Genomic DNA, 24,013 nt, shown 5'->3' on the forward strand with positions numbered 1-24,013 from the left:
CGGCTGGCACCGCAGGGGCTGTGCGGCGTGCCGGGGGATCGGGCTGGCCTGCCGGTCCGGTACGATTGCGCTCCGATGGGGGATTCGGCTTCGGAACAGGGACAGGTTATGCAGCCAATGATTCCGTTTTGCGACGTAGGGTCAATTTGGCGTGTGTTTCAGCTCCGCGCCGCCCGGCGCAGGCCCCGCATCGCCAGCGAGGAGAGGCTGGAGCCGATCAGCGAGGCGGCCGAGAGCAGCAGCCCGATCAGCCCGGCGAAGAGCTGCAAGGTGAGGTTCGAGAGCCGCACAGTGGCGCGCAGGAAGCGCGACTTGCCCAGAACCTCCATCCTGCCCACGGTTTTCGGCCCCAGAGCCTCGGCGGCATTGGCGATGCGCCGGGCGTCGGGCGCGTCATCCACGTAGCGCAGCAGGTGCAGCGCATCGGTGGTGCCAAGCGTGCGGCTGGTGCGGCCGAGGTCGGAGGCGATGGCGACCAGCGGCGCAAAACGGTCGGGTCGCAGCACGCGGCCCAGATCATCCGCGCCCCGCACCGAGGGCACCCGCGCCCAGTCGACCCCGTGGCGCAGCGCGTCGCTGGCCAGCGCGCCAAGCCGCGGCGAGACCAGCCCCATCCGCCGCGCCAGCTTGGCGACGCTCGCGCCGATCTTGACGGTGGCGGAGGAGCCCCCCGTGGCGACGACCAGTGCCACCGCGCCGAGGCCGACGAGCGAGAGCGCCAGGTTGATCTCATCCACCTCATTGCCGGTGCTGTAGGCGAGCCCCTCCTTCGCCACACCGGCGATGTCCCCGAGCGGAGTCGCCACCATCGGGGCCTGGCAGAGCAGTTCGGCCGACAGGGTGCATTGGGCGGGGTCATAGGCGCAGGCGAGGCAGCCCCCGGCGGAGGCCCAGAAGCCGCTGTCCTGATCCCAGGCAGCGGCAATGCTGTCGGTCAGGTCGGGGGGGATCGCCAGCCCGCGCTCATCCGCCACGCCTTCGATGGCGCGGATCGCCAGCCAGTTGCGATCCTCCCCGGCCATCTGGGCGCGCAGCAGCGCCTCGATCCGTTCGGGCGTCGCCTCCTTTGCCAGCGCCCGCTCCATCGCCGCATCGATGCTGTCGGCGCCCCTGTCCACGAAGGGAGCGATCCCGGGGCTGCGGGCGATGGTGGCGAGTGATTGGCCGGAGAGGGCCAGCGAGGCGAGCAGGATCAGCAGCAGGATGCGGCTCGCGGCGAGGCGGAAGCCGGCACCGAGGGCGGCGAGGGGGCGGCGAGGGGGCGGACCGCGTCGGCCGCGGCGAGTCTGTCGCGGGGCCTGCGGTGCGGGGGGCGCGGGCATGGGCCGGGGTGCTGTCGGCAGCAGCGGCGCGGGCCGTGGCGTGGTGGGCGAGGCGCTGCGGGCCGGGTGGATGGGGACGACGGGCGGCGCGAGCGCGGTGGGCTCCGGCGCGGCAGGCTCTGGCAGGGGGGCAGTGCCGAGAGCTGGCCGCGCGCGGCTGGTGGGGGGCACGGGCGGCGGCGCTGCAGGCGGGGCGATGCCGGGCAGCGGCGTGGTCAGCAGCAAGGGCGCAGAGCGGGGGCGCTCGCCGCGGGTAACCGGCGGCGGTTCCGGCGCGGCAGGCCTGGGCGCGGGCCCCGCCGCCTCCTCGCCCGGCCGGCGTTGGCCGGGCAGGGCGGGGTGCAGGCGTTCGGACAGCGAGGCCGGGGGGCGCGAGATTGGCGGGCTTGCAGATCGCCTTCCCGCGCCGCCGCTGCCGGGGCGCGCCTCCTCGCCGCCGCCGGGCGGCGTGGCTCCGGTCAGCCGCGGCGTGACCGCACCATGCCGACGATGTCCAGCGTCCGGTCGAGGATCGGGCGGGCGATGGCCTCGGCCCGGTCGGCACCTTCGCCGAGGATCCGGTCGATCTCGGCGGGGTCGGCCATCAGCCGGGTCATCTCGGTGCTGATCGGCGAGAGCTTGGCCACCGCCAGATCGGCCAGCGCCGGCTTGAAGGCGCCGAAACCTTGGCCCGCAAACTCCGTTACCACCGCCTCGGCCGTCATTCCCGACAGCGCGGCGTAGATGTTCACGAGGTTGCGCGCCTCGGCCCGGTCCTTCAGGCCTTCCAGCGTTTCGGGCAGGGGCTCCGCGTCGGTGCGGGCCTTGCGGATCTTCTGGGCGATGGTGTCGGCGTCGTCGGTCAGGTTGATGCGGCTGGCATCCGAGGGATCGGATTTCGACATCTTCTTGGTACCGTCGCGCAGGCTCATCACCCGCGTGGCCGCGCCTTCGATCACCGGCTCGGGCGCGGGGAAGAAATCGACGCCATAGTCATGGTTGAACTTCGCGGCGATGTCGCGCGTCAGTTCGACATGCTGTTTCTGGTCGTCGCCGACCGGCACGTGGGTGGCGTGATAGACCAAGATGTCGGCGGCCATCAGCGAGGGATAGGCGTAGAGCCCAAGGCTGACATGCTCGGCATTCTTGCCGGCCTTATCCTTGAACTGGGTCATGCGGTTCATCCAGCCGAGCCGGGCCACGCAGTTCAGGATCCAGCCAAGCTCGGCATGGGCCGAAACCTGGCTCTGGTTGAACAGGATCGACCGCGCCGGGTCGATGCCCGATGCCATGAAGCCCGCCGCCGCCTCGCGTGTCTGCTGGCGCAGGCGCTCGGGGTCTTGCCAGACGGTGATGGCGTGCAGGTCGACGAGGCAATAAATCGTCTCGATCCCCTCATCCTGCTTTTCGGCAAAGCGTTTGAGGGCGCCAAGGTAGTTGCCCAGCGTCAGCCCGCCCGAGGGCTGGATGCCCGAAAAGATGCGGGGGGTGAAAGCGGTGGCTGTCATGTCGCCTCTCCGTCTGGATATTCCTGCATGGCTCGCTTATCGCTGGGGGCATGGCCCGTCAATGCGGGGCACCCCAATCGGAGACGGCAATGCGCCCAGGTCATGACGAATCCCCGCTGAACCCGATCCCGCCGGTGATCTGGCTGCTGCTGCTGCCGGTGGTGGCGATGGAACTGGTGCTGAGCGCGGGGGGCACGGGCTATGTCGGCGGGCCCGAAGCGGCCGGCTGGCGGCTGGAGGCGCTGCAGAAGTTCAGCTTCGCGCCGGGCATCTTCAAGGTGCTGCTGGAGAACCGGATCTTCCCGCCCGAGCAGATGATGCGCTTCGTGACCTATCCGTTCGTGCATGGCGATATTACCCATGCGCTGTTCGTGTCGGTGTTCCTGCTGGCGCTTGGCAAGATGGTGGGCGAGGTGTTCCGGGCCTGGGCGGTGCTGGTGGTGTTCTTCGCCGCGGCCATTGCCGGCGCGCTGGCCTACAGCCTTGTGCCCTATGACGTGCAGCCGCTGTTTGGCGGCTATCCGGCGGTCTATGGGCTGATCGGGGCGTTTTCCTATATCCTCTGGGCGCGGCTGGGGGCGGTGAATGCCAACCGCTACCGGGCCTTCACGCTGATCGGGTTTTTGCTGGCCTTCCAGTTGGTGTTCGGGCTGCTGTTCGGCGCGGGCGGCTGGTCCTGGGTGGCCGAGATCGTGGGCTTCGTCGCCGGGTTCCTGCTGTCCTTCATCGTCAGCCCCGGCGGCTGGCAGCGGATGGTGCGGCGCCTGCGTCAGCGCTGACGGCGAAAGCCTGCGGTGAAGTCGGCGGGGCGGGCCGCGCCGGTGGCGAAGGCGGCCAGAACATAGGTGGCCATGCCCCCGAGGACCAGCAGCGCCAGCGCGCCGTAGCGCTGCGTGGGGGTGTAGAGCGCGTCCCCCAGCAGATGCTCGATCCCCCACAGCGCCAGTCCCATCACGGCCGAGGCGAGCACGATCCGCGGCAGGCGGCGGCGCAGGCGGTCGTCGAAGCGCGCGGCCTCACCCATGTCGCGCGTGCCCCACCAGAGCTGCGCCAGCATCACCCAGCCGGCAATGGTGGTTGCCAGCGCGGCGGCGCTGAAACCGATCAGCGGCGCAAGGCCGATGGCGACAACCGCGTTCACGGCCATGCAGTTGAGCGCATAGCGGAAGGGGCGGCGGGTGTCCTCGCGCGCGAAATAGAGCGGCTGGACCACCTTTTGCAGGACGAAGGCCGGGAGGCCCGCGCCGTAGATCGCCAGCGCGAGGGCGGTCGGTGCAACCTCGGCCGCGGTGAAGGCGCCGCGCTGGAACAGGACAGAGATCAGCGGCCCGGCGATCACCATCAGCGCCACCGCCGCCGGCACCGTCAGGATCAGCGCGAACTCTGCCCCGCGGCTGAGCGCGTGGCGACCGCCAATCGTATCGCCCGCCCGCAGGCGGCGCGAGATGTCGGGCAGCAGCACGATGCCGATGGCGATGCCGACCACTCCCAAAGGCAGCTGATACAGACGGTCGGCATAGGACAGCCAGGCGATGGCGCCTTCGAAGAAGCTGCCGACCTGACGGCCGACCAGCAGGTTGATCTGCACGACGCCCCCCGCCAGCACCGCCGGGAAGGCGATGACCAGCAGCCGCCGCATATCGGGCGTGAGGCGCGGGCGGCGCAGGCGCAGCGGAAAGCCCATCCGCGCCGCGGCGACCCACAGCATCCCGGCCTGCGCGATGCCGGCCACCGGCATCGACCAGCTCATCGCAAGGCCCATGTCCCAGCCCTGCACATAGGCCGCAAGCATCGCCGCGATCAGCACCACGTTCATCAGCACCGGCGCGGCGGCGGCGGCGATGAACCTGCCGCCCGCGTTCAGCAGGCCCGACAGCAGCGCCGCGACCGAGATGAACAGGATATAGGGGAAACAGATCCAGCCATAGAGCGTGGCAAGCGCCAGCCGTTCGTCCTGCGCAAAGCCCGAGGCCATTGCCAGCACGAGCCAGGGCATCGCCGCCATCGCCACGACGGACACGCCGATGACCACTGTCGCCAGCCCGGCCAGTGCCTCTTCCGCAAAGCCCTGCGGATTCTCGCCCGCCTCCAGCCGTTTGGAGAACATCGGCACGAAGGCGGTGTTGAAGGCGCCTTCGGCAAAGAAGCGGCGGAACATGTTGGGCAGGGACGAGGCGATCAGATAGGCCTCTGCCACCGGCCCCGCGCCGACGAAAGCGGCAATCATCATGTCGCGGATGAAACCCACAAGGCGGCTGCCAAGCGTCCAGCCGCCCACCGTCAGGAAACCGCGGATCAGCCGCACGGGTCTCATCGCCGCCCCCAAATCGCGGCCGAACTGCCGCCGTTCAATCGCCGTTCAGTTGTCGTTCAGTCTGGGGCCCGGGCCCGTTCCACGCCTTCGGTGATCGCCTGCCGCAAGCGGCGCTCCAGCGTTTCTTGCTTGGACTTCACATGCAGCTTCAGCCCGAACATGTCCTTCACGTAGAAGGTATCCACCACCTGCGCGCCATAGGTCGCAATCACGGCGCTGGCAATGTAGATATTATTCGCCGCCAGCGTGCGCGTCAGGTCGTAGAGCAGGCCGGGGCGGTCGCGGGTATCGACCTCGATGATGGTGTAGATGTCCGAGCCTTCATTGTCGAAGGCGATGGAGGTGGGGAATCGGAAGCCGCGTTCGCGCTTCTTGACCTTGTCGCGGTCCTTCAGCGCCTCGCGCGCCACCACTTCGCCGCGCAGGGTCTTTTCGATCATCTGGCGCAGGCGGGGCAGGCGGCTGGCCTCGTAGGGGCGGCCTTCGATGTCCTGCACCCAGAACACCGCGGTGGCGTAGCCATCCTTGGACGTGTAGGTGCGCGCATCCACGACGTTCGCCCCGACCAGCGCCAGCGCGCCCGACAGGCGCGAGAAGATGCCGGGATGATCGGTCAGCGCGAAACAGGCGCGGGTGGCGTCGCGGTCGGGGTCGGGCATCAGGTCGATGCGGATCTCGTCATCGCGCAACCCGTCCAGCAGGCGGGCGAAGATCACATGGCCTTCGGTCGACAGCGCCTGCCAGTAGGGGCCGTAATGGCGGCCGATCTCTGCCTCGATCTTGCCTGCCGGCCAGAAGGCCAGCGCCTCGCGCAGGTGCTGCTTGGATTCCTCCTCGCCCCGGTCGCGGTTCAGCGCCTCGAGCCCGTCTTCCAGCGCGATGCTGGCCAGGCTGTGCAACCGGCGCAGCAGCATCGCCTTCCAGTTGTTCCAGGTGCCGGGGCCAACGCCGCGGATATCGCAGACCGTCAGCACCGTGAGCAGGTCGAGTCGCTTCTTGGTCTTCACCGCCTTGGCGAAATCGCGCAGGGTGCGCGGGTCCGACAGGTCGCGCTTCTGCGCCACGTCGGACATGAACAGGTGATAGCGCACCAGCCATTCCACCGTCTCGACCTCTTCGGCATTCAGCCCGAGCCGAGGCGCGACGCGGCGGGCGATCTGGGCGCCCACGACCGAATGATCCTCGGGCCGGCCTTTGCCGATATCATGCAAGAACAGCGCGACATAGAGGACGCGGCGATTCACCCCCTGCTGCAGGATCGAGGAGGACAGCGGCAGTTCCTCGGCCAGCTCGCCGCTTTCGATGCGGTCGAGCGTGGCGATGCACTGGATGATGTGCTCGTCCACCGTGTAGTGGTGATAGACGTTGTATTGCATCATCGCCACGATCGGCTCGAACTCGGGGATATAGGCGCCGAGCACGTTCAGCTCGTTCATCCGGCGCAGGGCGCGTTCCGGGTTGCCGTGCTTGAGCATGAGGTCGAGGAAGATCCGCGCTGCCTCGGGCGCCTCGCGCATGTCGTCATCGATCAGATGCAGGTTCGCCGCCACCAGCCGCATCGCATCGGGATGGATCAGATAGCCGGTGCGCAGCGCCTCATCGAAGATGCGCAGAAAGTTCAGGTTGTCCGCCAGAAAGGCCTTCGGGTCTTCGACATTCAGCCGGTTCAGGTCGATCCGGTAGCCCGGACGCACCTTCTTGCGGCGGCGGAACAGGCCTTCCAGCCGCGGCACCTTCTTGACATGCCGCGCTTCTAGCCCGGTCAGGAAGATCCGCGTCAGCTCACCCACCTTGGTGGCCTCGCGGAAATATTCCTGCATGAACAGCTCGACCCCGCGGCGCCCCGCGCGGTCCTCATAGCCCATGCGCTGCGCCACATCGACCTGCATGTCGAAGGTCAGCTGATCGACGGCGCGCCCGCCCAGCAGGTGCAGATGGCAGCGCACCGCCCAGAGGAAATCCTCGGCCTGCTCGAATTGCAGGTATTCCTCGGCCGAGAACAGGCCGGTGCCGACGAGTTCCGAGACCTCCTCGACATTGTGCAGGTATTTGGCGATCCAGTAGAGCGTCTGCAGATCGCGCAGCCCGCCCTTGCCCTCCTTGACGTTCGGCTCCAGCACATAGCGCTGGCCGCCCTGCCGGCGGTGGCGTTCGGCGCGTTCGGCCAGCTTCGCCTCGATGAATTGCGGGCCAGTGCCGCGGAACAGCTCGTCGCGCAGCCGCTGGTGCAGCTCGCTTGCCAGCCGCACGTCGCCGGACAGGAAGCGGTGTTCCAGCAGGGCGGTGCGGATGGTGATGTCCTCGGCCCCAAGGCGCAGGCAATCCTTCACCGTGCGGCTGGCATGGCCGACCTTCAGCCGCATGTCCCACAGCATGTAGAGCATGGATTCGATGACGCTTTCGGCCCAGCCGGTGATCTTCCACGGGGTCAGGAACAGCAGGTCCACATCGGAGTGCGGGGCCATCTCGGCCCGGCCATAGCCGCCAACGGCGATCACCGCCAACCGCTCGCCCTCGGTCGGGTTCGGCAGTGGATGGAGGTGACGGGTGGCGACATGGAAGGCGGCGCGGACGATCACATCGGTCAGCGCGGCATAGGCGCGGACCGTGGGGCCGGCCGCGCGGGGATGCTTGGCAAACTCCGCCTCGATCCGGGCCGAGCACTCGCGCCGGGCCTCGATCAGGTGCTGCACGGCAAGGCTGCGCGGGGCCGTGCCGTCCGGTGGAGCGGAGAGCAGCGTGTCCAATGCAGAACACAGCGCCGCGGCATCAAGGCCGGGCGCCGTGCTGGTCAGCGGTGTCGCAGGGACGAGAGGGGCTGCGGGCAGGGCCGGGTCAGAACCCGGCGCCACCGAAGCTTCTTGGGGCAGGGTCAATCACGTAAACCTGGTTGTTGCGGACCTGCCCCACGGCGAGCCCACGTTCGTTGGTGCCGTCCGAGCGCAGCCGGAAGATGCCGCTGACGCCGACAAAGCCCGAGCCTTGGGTCAGCGCGGCGGTGGTCAGGGCATCGGACTTGCCCGATTTCACCAGCGCGCCGATGGCGGCGATCCCGTCATAGGCAAGGCCGGCGATGGGATGCGGTGCCTCGCCAAAGGCGGACTGATAGCGCGACTGGAACTGCTGGTTCAGCGAGGGATCGGGCAGGGCAAACCAGCCGCCTTGAACGCCGGGCAGCGCCAGCGTGGCGGCCGGAATGTCCCAGCGGGTCAGGCCGATGAAGCGGGTCGTTTCACGGTCCAGCCCCGCCTCGGGCAGGAGTTGCGCCAGCAGGGGCAGCGCCCCGGCGGTGTCGGCGGTGAAGAACATCGCCTGCGCACCGGTGCCGCGGGCGGTCGCGACGATGTTCGGGACCGCGGCGACGACGCCTTCTTGCGAGAAGTCATAGGAGCCGGTGCCGGCCAGCGAGGCGCCGCGCGAATTGCCGATGGCGCTCTCGATGGCGCGCCGGCCGGCCTCGCCGCTGGGATTGCGGTCATGCACGACCATGATCCGGCCGCGGCCTTGGCTCGCGGCATAGGAGACCAGCCGGTTCGCGGTGTTCTGGAAGGTCGGCCCCAGCACGAAGACATTGCCGCCGGCAATGTCTGGGTTGTTAGAGAAGGACAGCACATTCACGCCGCGCCCCGCGACGGCAACGCCCGCGGCATTCGCCGCTTCGGCATAGACCGGGCCAAGGATGATCTTCGCGCCCTCGTCCACCGCCTTGGTGGCGGCGGCGCCGGCACCTGCGGCCGAGGGGCCGGTGTCATAGATACGCAGGTCGATCTGTGCCCCCTGAAGGTCCGAAACCGCCAACTGGGCGGCCTGACGCAGGCTACGTGCGATCAGCTCATCCCCCGCATTGCCGGACCCGCCGGGCACCAGCAAAGCCACCGGAACCGGGGCGCGGGTATTGATCGAGGGGCCGGTGCTGCCCGTGGCAATCGGGTCGCAGGCGGCGACCCAGAAGGCCGAGACCAGCGCGGCAATGCGGGTCAGGGGGCGGGTCAATGGCTTGCGGGGGGTGCGGAAAAGGGCGAACATGAAAGCGATCCTTGTGGTCCCGGGCATGGTTGGGCAGGGCGGCAACGCGCGATGAACCTATGCGTTCCCGGATCGGAAGGCAACTTGCACCAGGACTGGAGCGATCATGACCGGCGACGCAACGCCCGTGCCGCAGACGGAGTCCGAACCCGGATCAGGGTCTTCGGAACCGACCGAAGACCGGGTAGAGGCAGACGAGGGGACAGGGGCTGACCCGCAACCGGCGGCGAGTCTGGAGGCGAGCCCCGGCCCGCGCCACACCCATAACCCTGCGCTCAAACCCATCGCGCCAGGGCTGCATTTCGTCGCCACCCCGATCGGCGCGGCGCGCGACATCACCCTGCGCGCGCTCGACATTCTGGCCGGCGCCGACCTGATCGCGGCCGAGGATACCCGCACGCTGCGCCACCTGATGGACATCCACGGCGTGCCGCTGGGTGACCGGCAGATCATCGCCTATCACGACCATAACGGTGAGCAGATGCGCCCGCGGATCCTGCGCGCGCTGGCGATGGGCAAGTCCGTCGCCTATGCGTCCGAGGCCGGAACCCCGCTGGTCGCCGATCCCGGCTATCAGCTCGGCCGCGCTGCCATCGAGGCCGGCCACAAGGTTCTGGCCGCGCCCGGCCCCTCGGCGGTGCTGGCGGCGCTGACGGTCTCGGGCCTGCCCTCGGACCGGTTCCTGTTCGCGGGCTTCGCGCCCTCGACGGCCAGCGCCCGGCTGCGCTGGCTCGAGGATTTGGCCCCGGTGGCGGCGACGGTGATCCTCTATGAATCGCCAAAGCGCATTAGCGATTTGTTAGGGGCCCTCGTGCAAAGCTTCGGAGGCGAGAGGGAGGCGGCAGTGTGCCGGGAACTGACCAAACGCTTCGAAGAGGTGACGCGCGGGCCGCTTGCCACGCTGGCTGCCGATTTTGCGGACCGTTCCGTGAAGGGTGAGATCGTGGTGGTGATCGACCGGGCGCGCGGGCGCAAGGCCGATAGCGCGGATCTGGATGCGGCGCTGAAGGATGCGCTGACCCGGATGCGGCTGAAGGATGCGGCGGCTGCGGTGGCCGAGACATTGGGCCTGCCCAAACGCGAGGTCTATCAGGCCGCGCTGCGGCTGGGGAATGACGAGTAGGGCGCAACCGCGCCGCAGCGGAGGATGGCATGGGCGGGCAGGTTTCCTATCACGGCGGGCTGGCCGCCGAAGCTCAGGTCGCTGCGCATTACCAGCGCAGCGGCCGCCCGATTGCCGCGCAGCGCTGGCGTGGCCCCGGCGGCGAGATCGACCTGATCGCCCGTGAAGGCAACGGGCTGGTCTTTATCGAGGTCAAGAAATCCTCCAGTTTCGCCCGGGCTGCCGAGCGCCTGTCACGCCGACAGATGGACCGGATCTGCCGCTCTGCCGCCGCCTTTGTTGCCGGTGAGCCGATGGGCCAGAATACCGAGATGCGCTTCGATGTGGCGCTGGTCGATGGCTATGGCCGAATCGACATCATCGAGAATGCCTTCGGGGACTACTGACCGCGCGGCTGCCTCTGCGCCTTCCTTGCAACTGCCGCGCCGCTGATCCATCAAGGGCGCAGCAAAACAGGAGGCGCGCATGGCCCTGACATCCCTGCCCACAGGCTTGCCCAAAAGCCTGAAAGTCGCGATCCAGATGGATCCGATCGGCCCGATCAATATCGAGGCGGACAGCACCTTCCGCATTGCGCTGGAAGCGCAGGCGCGGGGGCATGAGCTGTTCTACTATACGCCCGACAAGCTGTCCTACCGCGAGGGCCGGGTGCTGGCGCGGGGCTGGCCGCTGACAGTGCGGCGCGAGCTGGGGAACCACTACACGCTGGGGGCCGAGACCGAGATCGATCTGGCCGATTGGGATGTGGTCTGGCTTCGGCAGGATCCGCCCTTCGACATGGGCTATATCACCACCACGCATCTGCTGGAGCGGATCCACCCGGCGACGCTGGTGGTCAATGACCCGTTCTGGGTGCGCAACTCGCCCGAGAAGCTGCTGGTGCTGAACTTCCCCGACCTGACGCCGCCGACGCTGATCGCCCGCGACCTCGCCTCGATCCGCTCCTTCAAGGCGGCGCATGGCGATATCATCCTCAAGCCGCTCTACGGCAATGGCGGGGCGGGGGTGTTCCGGCTGGACCCCAATGACCGCAACCTCGCCAGCCTGCATGAGCTCTTCACCTCGATGAGCCGCGAGCCGCTGATCGCGCAGAAATTCGTGCCCGATGTCAGCAAGGGCGACAAGCGGATCATCCTGGTGGATGGCGAGCCGGTGGGCGCGATCAACCGGGTGCCGGCCGAGGGCGAGACCCGGTCGAACATGCATGTCGGCGGGCGGCCCGAGAAGATCGGGCTGACGGCGCGCGATCTGGAAATCTGCGCGCGGATCGGCCCGGTGCTGAAGGAAAAGGGCCAGGTCTTCGTCGGCATCGACGTGATCGGCGACTGGCTGACCGAGATCAACGTGACCTCGCCCACCGGGATCCAGGAGCTGGAGCGCTTCGACGGCACCAACACCGCCGAGCGGATCTGGCAGGTGATCGAGGCGAAGCGCGCCGGCTGATGAGCCGGCGGCTAGCCCTGCTGAACGCGGCCTTGCGGCTTGGCAACAAGCCGGTGCTGGCGCGGATGAAGGACCCGGTGCTGGCGCGGGCGATGATGGAGCGGGGCGCACGGTGGGCCTTCCTTCCGCCGCCGCACTTGCTGGTGCTGGACGCGCCCCTCGGCCGCATGCCGGGGCTGCGCATCTCCAGCGGGCAGGTGGCGCCGGCCCACGCGATCTTGCATCTGCATGGCGGGGCCTATGTGGCCGGCTCGCCGCGCACGCATCAGGCGATGCTGGGTCGGTTGTCGCGGCTCTCGGGGCTTGAGGTCTTCGCGCCGTCCTATCGGCTTGCACCTGAGCATCCGTTTCCCGCGGCGCTGGAAGATGCCGAGGCGGCCTTTGCCGGGCTGCTGGCGCGGGGCTATGCGCCGGGGCGGATTGCTCTGGGCGGTGACAGTGCCGGGGGCGGGCTGGCCTTTGCGCTGTTGGCGCGGCTTTGTGCAGCGGGCACGGTGCCGGGGTTTGCCTATGGGTTTTCCCCGTGGTCGGACCTGACGGGATCTGGCGAGTCGATCCGAACGAATGCCGCCGCCGATCCGATGCTGCCAGCGGCTCGGTTGGCGGATGTGGCGCAGATGTATCTGCAGGGGCAGGTGGCGGGTGATCCCGGGGCTTCGCCGCTGTTCGCGGAGTTTCCGGGCGCGCCCGCCACGCTTTTGCAGGTCGGCAGCACCGAGATATTGCTGGACGATACGTTGCGATTGGCAAAGCGGCTGCGCGGCTTTGGGGCTGCGGTCGATCTGCAGGTTCTGCCCGGCACGCCGCATGTCTGCCAGCTGTTCGACGGCTGGGTGCCGGAGGCGCGAATGGCCCTTCGCGCCGCTGCGGCCGGAATCCGCGCCGGGCTGGGGCTCACGCGGGCACGCTCAGCGTCAGCCGAAAGCTGACCGCCTCGGCCACATGCGGTTTGCGCACCGCCTCTGACCCTTCCAGATCGGCGATGGTGCGCGCGACGCGCAGCACCCGGTGATAGCCGCGGGCCGAGAGGCCGAAGCGCTGCGCCACGGTCGACAGCAGCGCCCGGCCCTCGGCATCGGGGGTTGCCACCGCCTCCAGCACCGCGCCTTCGGTGTCGGCGTTGACGCGTACCCCGGGCACCTCGGCATAGCGCGCCGTTTGCAGGTGGCGCGCGGCGGCGACACGCAATGCGACCTCGGCGGAGCCCTCGCCGGTCGCGGGCAGGTCGAGGTCGGTATAGGCGACGGGCGGCACCTCGACCCGCAGATCGAAGCGGTCCATCAGCGGGCCGGAAATGCGGCCGAGGTAATCCTCGCCGCAATTCGGCACCCTCGCGCAGGCGCGGGCGGGATCGGCGAGATAGCCGCATTTGCAGGGGTTCGCGGCGGCGACCAGCAGGAAGCGGCAGGGATAGCGGATATGGGCATTGGCGCGGGCCACCATCACCTCGCCGGTTTCCAGCGGCTGGCGCAGGGTTTCGAGCACCTGCCGGGGAAATTCCGGCAGCTCATCGAGGAACAGAACGCCGTTATGGGCGAGGCTGATCTCTCCGGGTTTCGCGCCGCGCCCGCCGCCGATGATCGCGGCCATGGAGGCGGTGTGGTGGGGGTCGCGGTAGGGGCGGGTGCGGGAGATGCCCCCTTCGGACAGGAGGCCCGCCAGCGAGTGGATCATCGAGGTTTCCAGCGCCTCGGCTGCCGACAGGGGCGGCAGGATCCCCGGCATCCGCGCCGCCAGCATGGATTTGCCAGAGCCGGGCGAGCCAACCATCAGCACATGGTGCCGTCCCGCCGCTGCAATCTCCAGCGCCCGGCGGGCGCGTTCCTGGCCCTTCACGTCGCGCAGGTCGCGGGTGCCGGTGTCTGCCACCACCTCGCCGGGGGCGGCGGGCAGCAGTGGGGACTGGCCGGTGTAGTGCCGGATCGCCTCGGTCAGGCTGGCGGGGGCGATGACCTGCGTGGCGCCGACCCAGGCGGCCTCGGCCCCGCAGGCCTTGGGGCACATCAGCATCCGGCCCTCGGCGGCGGCGGCCATGGCGGCAGGCAGGGCGCCGATCACCGGCACCAGCCGCCCGTCCAGCGACAGCTCGCCCAGAGCCACCGTATTCTCGACCTCCTCGCGCGGCAGGATCTCGATGGCGGCCAGCAGCGCCAGCGCGATCGGCAAGTCGAAATGCGAGCCTTCCTTGGGCAGGTCGGCGGGCGACAGGTTCACGGTGATCTTCTTGGACGGCAGCGCGATGGAGAGGGCCGAAAGCGCCGCCCGCACCCGTTCCCGCGCTTCGGACACCGCCTTGTCGGCCAGCCCGACGACAGTGAACGCCGGCAGGCCCGGGGTCAGCGCACATTGCACCTCGACGATGCGCGCCTCGACCCCCTCGAAGGCCACCGTATAGGCCCGTGCCACCATATGCCCGCCCTCACCCTCAACGGCCCCGCCGTTAACCCTTAGGGAAGGATCGGTTTAAGAATGGTTAACGCCGCCTCAACCAGCTTCGACCATCGCCATGAACTTCGGCCAGACCTCGGGGTCCGCGAGAGTCTTGTCGCGGCAGAAGGGGTTGCAGAAGCCCCAGACCTTTCCCTGAAGCTCAAGGAAATCGGTGACCGGCTTGCCGGAATAGGGGCAGGCGGCGTTCACCGAAGGCCCCTCCGCCACGGTCGCGGCCAGCGGCGCAGGGCCGGGCCAAGGCCGTTCGGCATAGGGCTTGCGATAGGCCGCCTGCTCCAGATGCTGCGCCCACCCCATCGCCCGCCAGCGCCGGAAGGCAGGGTCGGCCAGATGCGCCGCGACATACTCGGCCGACGCGGGCCCCACCGGAAGGTTGTACCCGGCAATCCGGGCGGCGACCGGGGCGAAGAAGGCGTCCGCGGCAGTGTAGGTGCCCAACAGCCACGGCCCGCCAGCGCCGAAGCGGTCCCGCGCCCAAGCCCACAGATCCTCGATCCGCGCCAGATCGGCGAGAACCTCCGCCCGCGGGGCGCTGTCCTGATAGCTCTTCGCCAGGTTCATCGCGCAATCGCCGCGCAGCGCGCCGAAGCCTGCATGCATCTCGGCACAAAGCCACCGCGCCATCGCCCGTGCCGCCGGATCGGCAGGCCAATGCCCCGCCTCGGGGTGCCGCTCGGCCAGCGTTTCGGCCATCGCCAGCGTCTCGCCGACCACCACGCCGTCCGGCATCCGCATCGCCGGCACCAGTCGCGCCGGGGCATAGCGGGCCAGTAGCCGCGGCAGTTCATCGGTGTACAGAACCGCGGTTTCCACGCTCACCGGGATCCCGAATTTCTCGAACAGCAGCCAGCCGCGTAGCGACCAGCTGGAATAGGTGCGATCGCCGATGGCGAGGTGATAGGTCATGGCGTTTCCCTTTGCTGCACTGGGTGGAACCTATCGGCCCCCCGGCCCGTTGGGAAATGCCTGTTCGTGCGGCATTCCATCACGCGCGGTGATGGCCCACCGGCCCTTGGGCATGAACTTTTGCGTGATCCGGTTCTGCCCGGGAAACGTATCCCGCATAGTCAGGAAAGAAGAGACCGATTCCTGCATTCACCGCCTGACCCGACCGCCCGTGATAGACACGAAGGGGAAGCTCGCATGGCACTGGACGGATATTCTGATGGCATTCTGCCCCGCCGGGCGATGAAGGCGGAGCTTCTGGATGCCGAAACCGAACATCAACTGGCCGTCGCCTGGCGCGACAGGCGGGACGAGGCAGCGCTGCACCGGCTGGTCACGGCCTATATGCGCCTTGCCATCTCGATGGCGTCGAAGTTCCGCCGCTATGGCGCGCCGATGAATGACCTGATCCAGGAGGCGGGGCTGGGGCTGATGAAGGCCGCTGACAAGTTCGACCCGGACCGGGGCGTGCGCTTTTCGACCTATGCCGTGTGGTGGATCAAGGCCAGCATCCAGGACTATGTGATGCGCAACTGGTCGATGGTGCGAACCGGATCGACCAGCAGCCAGAAGGCGCTGTTTTTCAACATGCGCCGGGTGCAGGCGCGGCTGGAGCGCGAGGCCGAGGCGCGGGGCGAACGGCTGGACGGGCACCAGCTGCGCGAGCGCATCGCGCGGGAGGTGGGCGTGCCGCTGCATGATGTCGAGATGATGGAGGGCCGGCTGGCCGGGTCCGACTTCTCGCTGAACGCCACGCAATCCTCGGACGATGAGGGCCGCGAATGGATCGAGGCGCTGGAGGATGACGGCCCGCAGGCCGCCGAGACCGTGGCCGAGGCGCATGACGCGGGCCATCTGCGGATATGGCTGGGCAAGGCCATGGCCGCGCTGACCCCGCGCGAGCGCTACATCGTCGGCGAGCGCAAGCTGCGGGCAGAGCCGCGGACGCTGGAATCGTTGGGGGAAGAACTCGGCCTGTCCAAAGAGCGTATCCGCCAGCTCGAGGCGCAGGCCTTCGCCAAGATGCGCAAGAGCCTTGAAGCCCAAAGCCAGGAAGTGCATCACTTCCTCGCATGAGACATGCCCTGATCCTGACGCTCTGCGTCTGTGCCGCGCCGGTGTTTGCCGAGCAGATTCAACCTGATGCGCTGGCCGATCTCCGCGCCGATGTGGTGATCCTGGGCGAGGTGCATGACAACCCCGTTCACCACGCCCATCAGGCGCAGGCGGTCGCGGCGCTGGCCCCCACTGCGCTGGTCTTCGAGATGCTGACGCCGGATCAGGCGGCCCTGGTGACCGAAGCCAACCGGGGCGATGCCGCCGCCTTGGCCGCGGCGCTGGACTGGGAGGCCTCGGGTTGGCCCGATTTTGCCATGTATCACCCGATCTTCACCGCCGCGCCGCAGGCCAAGGTATACGGTGCCGCCCTGCCGCGGGATGAGGTGCGCCGCGCGGTTGGCGAAGGCGCCGCGGCGATCCTCGGGAGTGATGCCGAACGTTTTGGCCTGACCGCCCCGCTCCCCGCCGCTGAACAGGCGGAGCGCGAAGCGGAACAGATGGAAGCCCATTGCAATGCCATGCCGGCCGATCTGATGCCCGGCATGGTCGAGGCGCAGCGGCTGCGCGATGCGGCATTGGCCCGCGCCGCGGTGCAGGCAATGGCCGAGACCGGCGGCCCGGTCGCCGTGATCGCCGGATCGGGCCATGCCCGCCGCGACTGGGGCATTCCTGCCGCGCTGGCCGTGGCTGCCCCGGAGATGTCGGTACTCTCGGTCGGGCAGATCGAGGCGGAGGGCGCGGCGGAGCCGGATCAGCCCTTCGATATGTGGCTCGTGACCGAGCCCACCCCGCGCGAAGACCCCTGCGCCGCGTTCAACTGAATCGGCCGCCACTGCGGCCGGGCAACTGAAATCGCGCGCCATCGCTGCCCGGGCGTTGTCATCCGCGCCCCGCGCCCCTAATCCTTGGCGGACCCTTGGGGCGGAGGCCATCATGCTGGCGGGCAAGCGCATCCTTCTGATCATCGGCGGCGGCATCGCCGCCTACAAGGCGCTGGACCTGATCCGCCGCCTACGCGAGCGCGGGGCCTCGGTGACGCCGGTGCTGACCCGCGCGGCCGAGGAGTTCGTGACGCCGCTGTCGGTGGCGGCCCTTGCCGGCGCGCAGGTTCACCGCGACCTCTTCGACCTGACCGCCGAGGCCGAGATGGGCCATATCCAGCTCTCGCGCTCTGCCGATCTGGTGGTGGTGGCCCCGGCGACGGCCGACCTGATGGCCAAGATGGCGGGCGGGTTGGCCAACGATCTGGCCTCGACCCTGCTGCTGGCGACCGACACGCCGGTGCTGATCGCCCCGGCGATGAATGTGCGGATGTGGCAGCACCCGGCGACCGTGCGCAACCGCGCGGTGCTGGCGGGCGATGGCATCCTCTCCGTCGGCCCCAACGATGGCGACATGGCTTGCGGCGAGTATGGTCCGGGCCGGATGGCCGAACCGCTGGAGATCGTGGCGGCCATCGAAACCGCGCTCAACGGCTCCACCGGCCCGCTGGCGGGGCGGCATGTGCTCGTCACCTCCGGCCCCACGCATGAGCCCATCGACCCGGTGCGCTACATCGCCAACCGCTCTTCCGGCGCGCAGGGCACGGCGCTCGCCGCCGCGCTGCGCGATCTGGGGGCAAAGGTGACCTTCGTGACCGGCCCCGCCACGGTGCCGCCGCCGCAGGGCGTGACGGTGGTGAAGGTGGAAACGGCGCAGCAGATGCTGGCGGCGGTGGAGGCGGCGCTGCCGGCCGAAGCCGCGGTCTTTGCCGCCGCCGTCGCCGACTGGCGTGTCGCCAATGCCGCCGACCGCAAGATGAAGAAGGATGGCAGCGGCACCCCGCCAGCGCTGGCCTTTGCCGAGAATCCCGACATCCTCGCCACCATCTCCCAGCTTGCCATCGGCCGTCCGCGGCTGGTGGTCGGCTTCGCCGCCGAAACCGATGACGTGATTGCCCATGCCAGCGCCAAGCGCGCCCGCAAGGGCTGCGACTGGATCGTCGCCAACGATGTCTCGCCCGCCACCGGCATCATGGGCGGAAGCGAAAATGCGGTGACGGTGCTGACGGCAGACGGCGCCGAGACATGGCCCCGCATGGCCAAGGACGCCGTGGCCCGCAAGCTCGCCGCCCGCATCGCCGAGGCGCTGGCATGACGACTTTAGACAAGGCTGGGCCGCAAATCGCCGTCCTGTGGGAAGACTGGGCCGACCGCGGGGTGCCGCTGCCCAGCTATGAAACCGCAGGTTCTGCCGGGGCCGACATCCGCGCCAACCTGAAGCCCGAGGATCGGGCGACCGGCTTTATCCTCGATCCGATGCGGCGGGCGGTGCTGCCGACCGGGATCCGGGTGGAGATCCCGGAGGGGTATGAGATCCAGATCCGCCCCCGCTCCGGCCTGGCGTTGAAGCACGGGATCAGCCTGCCGAACACGCCCGGCACCATCGACAGCGATTATCGCGGGCCGCTGGGGGTGCTGCTGATCAACCTTGGCACCGAGCCCTACACCATCCAGCACGGCGACCGGATCGCGCAACTGGTCGTCGCGCCGGTGCTGCAGGCCGGGTTCGCGGTCGTCGACGCCTTGGGCGACACCGCTCGGGGCGCGGGCGGCTTCGGCTCCACGGGCAAGCGATGACGGTGCTGCTGGCCGCTCTGGCGCTGATGGCGGTCGGCTATGGGACCGGGCTGCCGCGGCGGCTGATCGGGTTGATGCTGGTGCTGCTGTGGCTGGCGGTGGTGCTGGCGCATCTGGTGCTGCCCGAGGGTACGGGCCTGCTGCGCGCCACGGGCGGCACCCTGCGCGGCTGGCTGGCGCTTGGCGTCGTCGCGGTGCTGGTGCTGGGGTATCGGGCAGGCGTCAGCCGCCTGCGCAAAGGCGCCCTGCGCTCGGTTGCGGCCCCTGCGCAGCCCGCGAGCGGGCCGTTCTCGGACACCGAACTTGACCGCTACGCCCGCCATATCGTGCTGCGCGAGGTTGGCGGTGCCGGGCAGCGGCGGCTGAAGGGCGCGCGGGTGCTGGTGGTCGGGGCAGGGGGCCTCGGCTCGCCGGCGCTGCTCTATCTGGCGGCGGCGGGAGTGGGCACCATCGGGGTGATCGACGACGATACCGTGTCGAACTCTAACCTGCAGCGGCAGGTGATCCATACCGATGCGCGGATCGGGATGCCCAAGGTGTTCTCGGCTGAAGTAGCGATGACGGCGCTGAACCCCTTCGTGACGGTGCGTCCCTACAACCGCCGCCTCACGGTCGAGGAGGCCCCCGCGCTCTTCGCCGACTATGACCTGATCCTCGACGGCTCCGACAATTTCCCCACCCGCCTGCTGGTAAACGCTGCGGCAGTGGTGGCCGGCAAGCCGCTGATCTCGGGTGCCATTGCGCAATGGGAGGGGCAGCTTGGCCTGTTCGACCCGGCAAGCGGCGCGCCCTGCTATGCCTGCATCTTCCCCGAAGCCCCGGCCGAGGGCCTCGCCCCCGCCTGCGCCGAGGCCGGGGTGATGGGCGCCTTGCCGGGGGTCGTGGGGGCGATGATGGCGGCCGAGGCGATCAAGGAGATCACCGGGGCCGGGCAGTCCCTGCGCGGGCGGCTGCTGATCTACGATGCGCTGTGGGGCGAGAACCGGACGATGGTGCTGAAACGGCGGGTAGGGTGTGCGGTGTGCGGGGGCGTGCATCCGGCGGGGTGAGGGGGGTGTTGCTGGTGCCCAGATCGCCCGCGCGGTTGCTGCTCGCCCGCTGAGCGATTTCCTTGGCGAAGGCCATCGCCTTCGCCACGCGCTGCCGTCTCCACTGTTACCGGACGGGGGCCCAAAGCCCCCGGCCAGCGCCCGCCCCGCCCTCGGCGGGCGCTTCTCGCCCGCCAGGTCGGGCGCTGTCCTCATACGGTCTCGTGCGGCCACCGGCTCCGTGGGAACGGTCCCGCACGGGCGGGGGCGAGGCAGTGCCTCGCCTTTTCCCACCCGATCAAATGGCTTGAAGATTGCCAAGGGCGACGAGGGGGCGGTGTCATCCCCAACTCCCCCGCTGGACAGCCCGCGCCCCCAAGCCTACCCTTCCCGCAAACCCCGTCCCCGACAGGAGATCCCGATGCGCCGCCTCGCCGCCCTCGCTGCCCTCATGCTCGCCACCCCCGCCCTTGCCGACCTGCCCGACCTCACAGGCCGCGAAGTCGTGGTCGTCACCGAAAACGCCTACCCGCCGCTGCAATTCCTCGACACGTCGGGCAAGGCCGTCGGCTGGGAATATGACGCGATGGACGAGGTCGCGCGCCGCCTCAACATGACCGTCCGCTACGAAAATTCCAGCTGGGACGCGATGATCCCCGCCATTTCCGAGGCGCAATACGATATCGGCATGACCGGCATCACCATCCGCGACGACCGCAAGGAGATGGTGGATTTCTCCGACCCCTACATGCGCTCGGAAATGGTGATGATGGTGCGCGGCGACGAGACCCGCTTTGCCGACGCCGCCGGTTTCGCTGCCGACGAGGCCCTGCTGATGGCCGCACAGCCCGGCACCACGCCCTTCTATGTTGGCGTCTACGAGGTGCTGGACGGCGATGAGGCCAACCCGCGGATCAAGCTGTTCGAGACCTTCGGCGCCGGCGTCGCCGCGCTTAGGGCCGGCGATGTCGATCTGGTGCTGACCGATGGCACTTCGGGCAACGGCTATGTCGCGGCCTCCGAGGGCGCGCTGAAGCTGGTCGGCAGCCCGCTGGGGACCGAGGATTTCGGCTTCATCTTCCCCAAGGGCTCCGATCTGGTCGCCCCGGTCAATGCCGCGATTGCCGAGATGGCCGCCGATGGCACGCTGGAGGCGCTCAACACCCGCTGGTTCCTCGACTTCAAGATGGGCGAGTGACCGCGCCGCAGCCAAACCGATGCTGACCCCCCGCGACCCCGCCAAGGAGTTTCCCTGGTGGCTGGCCCTCGTGCTGGCCGCCGGGCTCTGGCTGTTCTGGCAGGCCTCCGCCGACCCGGTGCAGCGGCAGGTGCTGCAGCTGCTGTGGCGCGGCGTCGGCGTCACGCTGCTGGTGACGGCGGTTGCCTACCTCTCGGCCTGCGCGCTTGGCCTGCTTCTGGCCTTGGCGGTGCTGGCGCGGAACCGGATCCTGCGGCAGGCGGCGCGGCTCTATATCGAGGTGGTGCGCGGCATCCCGATCCTGGTGCTGCTGCTCTACATGGCCTTCGTGGTGGTGCCCGCGGCCGTGGCCGGATGGAACTGGCTGGCCGCCCACCTTGGCCTGCCGCCGCTCCAGACCCGCGACGTGCCCCTCTTGTGGCGCGCCGTTCTGGCGCTGACGGTCGCCTATTCCGCCTTCCTCGCCGAGATCTTCCGCGCGGGCCTGCAGTCGGTGGACCCGGGCCAGATCGAGGCCGCCGAGAGCCTTGGCCTCGGCCGTTGGATGCGCTTTCGCATGGTGGTCTTCCCGCAGGCCTTCCGGGTGATCCTGCCGCCGCTTGGCAATGACCTGGTGGCGATGGTGAAGGATTCCTCGCTGGTCTCGGTGCTTGGCGTCGCGGATGTGACCCAGCTGGGCAAGGTCGCCGCCGCCGGCAACTTCCGCTACTTCGAGACCTACAACATGGTTGCGCTGGTCTACCTGACGATGACACTGACCCTGTCCTTGCTGTTGCGAAGGCTGGAGGCGCGCCTTCGCAACAGGGGTTGAGGCTGGACCTTGCCGCAGGCCGAGCCTAGCTTGGCGGCAACAAGGAGTTTCCCCATGACCGATGCTGCCAACCCGCTGCTCGCCCCCTGGACCGGCGCGTTCGACCTGCCGCCCTTCGCCGCGATCACCGATGACGACTTCGCCCCCGCCTTCGAGACCGGCCTCGCCGAAGCCCGCGCCCGCATCACTGAGATCGCCGGCGACCCCGCGCCCGCCACCTTCGCCAACACCATCGCTGCGCTGGAACTGGCCGAGACCACGCTCGACCGGGTGGCAGGCGTCTTCTACAACCTCGCCGGCGCCGACAGCACCGACGCGCGCGAGGCTTTGCAGCGCGACCTCGCCCCGAAGATGTCGGCCTTCTCCTCCGAAGTCACCATGAACCGCGGGCTCTTTGCGCGGATCGAGGATCTGTGGCAGCGGCGCGATGGCCTTGGACTCAACGCCGAAGAGTCAAGGGTTCTGGACCTTTACCGCCGGATGTTCATCCGCGCCGGCGCGCAGCTTCAGGGCGAGGCGGCTACCCGCATGGCCGCGGTGAAACAGCGCCTCGCCGTCCTCTCCACCCGCTTCAGCCAGAACGTGCTGGCGGATGAGCGCGGCTGGTCGATGCCGCTGGCCGAGGCCGATCTGGAGGGCCTGCCCGATTTCGTGATCGCCAGCGCCAAGGCCGCCGCCACCGAACGCGGGCAGGAGGGCCATGTGCTGACCCTGAACCGCTCGCTGATCGTGCCGTTCCTGCAATTCTCGCCCCGCCGCGACCTGCGCGAGATCGCCTTCGCGGCCTGGGGCGCCCGCGGCGCCTCGGGCGGCGAGACCGACAACCGCGCCGTCGCCGCCGAGATCCTTGCCCTGCGCGGGGAGCGTGCCAAGCTGTTGGGATATGACAGCTTCGCCGCCTACAAGCTGGAGCCGGAAATGGCCAAGACCCCGGCCGCGGTGCGGGGCCTCCTGATGCAGGTCTGGACCCCGGCCCGCGCCAAGGCGGAAGCTGATGCGGCGATCCTTGAGGGGATGATGCACCGCGATGGCATCAACGGCGCGCTCGAGGCCTGGGACTGGCGCTACTACTCCGAACGCCGCCGCCGCGCCGAGCATGATCTGGATGAGGCGGCGCTGAAGCCCTACCTCTCGCTCGACGCGATGATCGGCGCGCAGTTCGACGTGGCCAGCCGCCTGTTCGGGCTGGAGTTCCGGGAACTCGACACGCCCCTCTACCACCCCGACGCCCGCGCCTGGGAGGTGACCCGCAAGGGCCGCCACATGGCCGTCTTCATCGGCGACTACTTCGCCCGCGGCTCCAAACGCTCCGGCGCCTGGTGCTCCTCCTTCCGCAGCCAGCGCAAGCTGGGGGGCGAGGTGCGCCCCGTGGTGGTCAACGTGTGCAACTTCGCCAAGGCCGACCCGGCGCTGCTGAGCTATGACGATGCGCGCACCCTCTTCCACGAATTTGGCCATGCGCTGCACCAGATGCTGTCGGACGTGACCTATCCGCTGATCTCCGGCACCTCGGTCGCGCGCGACTTCGTCGAGCTGCCAAGCCAGCTTTACGAACATTGGCTGGAAGTGCCCGAGGTGCTGGAAAAACACGCCCGCCACTGGCAGACCGGCGCGCCGATGCCGCAGGACATGCTGGACCGGCTGCTGGCCGCCAGCACCTATGGGCAGGGCTTCTCGACGGTGGAATATGTCGCCTCGGCGCTGGTGGACCTCGCCTTCCACGAAGGCGCCGCCCCGGCCGATCCGATGGAGATGCAGGCGCGGGTACTGGCCGATCTGGGCCTGCCCCACGCAATCCCGATGCGCCACGCCACGCCGCATTTCACCCATGTCTTCTCGGGCGACGGCTATTCCTCGGGCTATTACAGCTACATGTGGTCCGAGGTGATGGACGCCGACGCCTTCGCCGCCTTCGAGGAAACCGGCGACGTGTTCGACCCCGAAACCGCGGCGAAGCTGGAGAAGTTCATCCTCTCCGCCGGGGGCTCGCAAGAGGCCGAAGCCCTCTACACCGCCTTCCGCGGCCGCTTGCCGGGCGTGGAGGCGCTGCTGAAAGGCCGCGGCCTGCTCGACGCAGCCTGAGTCTTTCCCCCTCTTCTTTGCCTAAATATCCTCGGGGGGCGCGGGGGGCAGAAGGCCCCCCGCTTCTTCGTTTCGGGGCGGGGGCAGACGGCCCCCGCCTCTGACA

General features: G+C 69.1%; 20 protein-coding genes. 13 read left to right on the forward strand and 7 right to left on the reverse strand.

Annotated elements, in window-relative coordinates:
• Positions 1-158: 158 nt before the first annotated feature.
• Positions 159-1,322 (reverse strand): hypothetical protein, encoded by a 1,164-nt coding sequence (locus tag Q8S30_RS01765; protein ID WP_305664311.1) that lies wholly within the window; start codon positions 1,320-1,322, stop codon positions 159-161.
• A gap of 458 nt (positions 1,323-1,780) precedes the next feature.
• The gene (gene trpS / locus Q8S30_RS01770) at positions 1,781-2,809 is read right to left on the reverse strand and encodes a tryptophan--tRNA ligase (RefSeq protein ID WP_305664312.1); all 1,029 of its coding nucleotides are present in this window, start codon (positions 2,807-2,809) and stop codon (positions 1,781-1,783) included.
• A gap of 89 nt (positions 2,810-2,898) precedes the next feature.
• Between trpS and Q8S30_RS01775 the strand changes: the two genes are divergently transcribed.
• A complete protein-coding gene (locus Q8S30_RS01775; protein WP_305664313.1) occupies positions 2,899-3,588 on the forward strand; it encodes a rhomboid family intramembrane serine protease in 690 nt (229 codons plus the stop codon).
• Here Q8S30_RS01775 and murJ read toward each other — a convergent pair.
• The 3 genes from murJ to Q8S30_RS01790 are packed head-to-tail and all read right to left on the reverse strand — an operon-like array spanning position 3,579 to position 9,149.
• A complete protein-coding gene (murJ, locus tag Q8S30_RS01780) occupies positions 3,579-5,123 on the reverse strand; it encodes a murein biosynthesis integral membrane protein MurJ (protein WP_305664314.1) in 1,545 nt (514 codons plus the stop codon). The genes Q8S30_RS01775 and murJ overlap by 10 nt on opposite strands.
• Positions 5,124-5,179: 56 nt before the next feature.
• Positions 5,180-7,999 (reverse strand): [protein-PII] uridylyltransferase, encoded by a 2,820-nt coding sequence (locus tag Q8S30_RS01785; protein ID WP_305664315.1) that lies wholly within the window; start codon positions 7,997-7,999, stop codon positions 5,180-5,182.
• Positions 7,959-9,149, reverse strand: a complete 1,191-nt coding sequence (locus Q8S30_RS01790) for a penicillin-binding protein activator (RefSeq protein WP_305664316.1) — start codon at positions 9,147-9,149, stop codon at positions 7,959-7,961. Before Q8S30_RS01790 ends, Q8S30_RS01785 begins: the two co-directional genes overlap by 41 nt.
• 106 nt (positions 9,150-9,255) lie before the next feature.
• On the opposite strand from Q8S30_RS01790, the gene rsmI reads away from it, so the two are divergent.
• The 4 genes from rsmI to Q8S30_RS01810 all read left to right on the forward strand — a co-directional run bounded on the left by rsmI (position 9,256) and on the right by Q8S30_RS01810 (position 12,644).
• Entirely contained in the window at positions 9,256-10,272 is a 1,017-nt protein-coding gene (gene rsmI, locus Q8S30_RS01795; protein WP_305664317.1) for a 16S rRNA (cytidine(1402)-2'-O)-methyltransferase, read from the forward strand.
• Positions 10,273-10,301: 29 nt separating this feature from the next.
• Positions 10,302-10,658, forward strand: a complete 357-nt coding sequence (locus Q8S30_RS01800) for a YraN family protein (protein WP_305664318.1) — start codon at positions 10,302-10,304, stop codon at positions 10,656-10,658.
• Positions 10,659-10,737: 79 nt separating this feature from the next.
• Positions 10,738-11,715 (forward strand): glutathione synthase, encoded by a 978-nt coding sequence (gene gshB / locus Q8S30_RS01805; RefSeq protein ID WP_305664319.1) that lies wholly within the window; start codon positions 10,738-10,740, stop codon positions 11,713-11,715.
• Positions 11,715-12,644, forward strand: coding sequence for an alpha/beta hydrolase (locus Q8S30_RS01810; RefSeq protein WP_305664320.1), 930 nt, complete (start codon positions 11,715-11,717; stop codon positions 12,642-12,644). Before gshB ends, Q8S30_RS01810 begins: the two co-directional genes overlap by 1 nt.
• Here Q8S30_RS01810 and Q8S30_RS01815 read toward each other — a convergent pair.
• Both Q8S30_RS01815 and Q8S30_RS01820 read right to left on the reverse strand, forming a co-directional pair.
• Positions 12,610-14,124: a YifB family Mg chelatase-like AAA ATPase gene (locus tag Q8S30_RS01815; protein ID WP_305664321.1), complete on the reverse strand. Its 1,515-nt coding sequence runs from the start codon at positions 14,122-14,124 to the stop codon at positions 12,610-12,612. The two genes, Q8S30_RS01810 and Q8S30_RS01815, sit on opposite strands and share 35 nt — an antisense overlap.
• Positions 14,125-14,199: 75 nt before the next feature.
• A complete protein-coding gene (locus Q8S30_RS01820) occupies positions 14,200-15,072 on the reverse strand; it encodes a glutathione S-transferase (RefSeq protein ID WP_305664322.1) in 873 nt (290 codons plus the stop codon).
• A gap of 237 nt (positions 15,073-15,309) precedes the next feature.
• Between Q8S30_RS01820 and Q8S30_RS01825 the strand changes: the two genes are divergently transcribed.
• From Q8S30_RS01825 to Q8S30_RS01860, 8 genes are all read left to right on the forward strand, one after another.
• On the forward strand, positions 15,310-16,188 hold the full coding sequence (locus Q8S30_RS01825; RefSeq protein ID WP_305664323.1) for an RNA polymerase factor sigma-32: 879 nt from the start codon (positions 15,310-15,312) through the stop codon (positions 16,186-16,188).
• Positions 16,185-16,991 carry a ChaN family lipoprotein gene (locus tag Q8S30_RS01830; RefSeq protein WP_305664324.1) on the forward strand — a complete coding sequence of 269 codons (807 nt, stop codon included), beginning with the start codon at positions 16,185-16,187 and terminating at the stop codon, positions 16,989-16,991. Before Q8S30_RS01825 ends, Q8S30_RS01830 begins: the two co-directional genes overlap by 4 nt.
• Before the next feature lie 112 nt (positions 16,992-17,103).
• Complete coding sequence (gene coaBC / locus Q8S30_RS01835) at positions 17,104-18,306, forward strand: bifunctional phosphopantothenoylcysteine decarboxylase/phosphopantothenate--cysteine ligase CoaBC (protein ID WP_305664325.1); 1,203 nt, start codon at positions 17,104-17,106, stop codon at positions 18,304-18,306.
• Positions 18,303-18,788, forward strand: coding sequence for a dUTP diphosphatase (gene dut / locus Q8S30_RS01840; RefSeq protein WP_305664326.1), 486 nt, complete (start codon positions 18,303-18,305; stop codon positions 18,786-18,788). The genes coaBC and dut overlap by 4 nt, the downstream gene beginning before the upstream one ends.
• Positions 18,785-19,837 (forward strand): HesA/MoeB/ThiF family protein, encoded by a 1,053-nt coding sequence (locus Q8S30_RS01845; protein WP_305664327.1) that lies wholly within the window; start codon positions 18,785-18,787, stop codon positions 19,835-19,837. The genes dut and Q8S30_RS01845 overlap by 4 nt, the downstream gene beginning before the upstream one ends.
• 400 nt (positions 19,838-20,237) lie before the next feature.
• The gene (locus tag Q8S30_RS01850; protein ID WP_305664328.1) at positions 20,238-21,014 is read left to right on the forward strand and encodes a transporter substrate-binding domain-containing protein; all 777 of its coding nucleotides are present in this window, start codon (positions 20,238-20,240) and stop codon (positions 21,012-21,014) included.
• Positions 21,015-21,033: 19 nt separating this feature from the next.
• Positions 21,034-21,825 (forward strand): amino acid ABC transporter permease, encoded by a 792-nt coding sequence (locus Q8S30_RS01855; RefSeq protein ID WP_305664329.1) that lies wholly within the window; start codon positions 21,034-21,036, stop codon positions 21,823-21,825.
• Positions 21,826-21,879: 54 nt separating this feature from the next.
• Positions 21,880-23,907, forward strand: a complete 2,028-nt coding sequence (locus tag Q8S30_RS01860) for a M3 family metallopeptidase (RefSeq protein ID WP_305664330.1) — start codon at positions 21,880-21,882, stop codon at positions 23,905-23,907.
• Positions 23,908-24,013 lie beyond the last annotated feature (106 nt).

Source organism: Frigidibacter sp. (assembly GCF_030695035.1).
Classification (GTDB): domain Bacteria; phylum Pseudomonadota; class Alphaproteobacteria; order Rhodobacterales; family Rhodobacteraceae; genus Frigidibacter.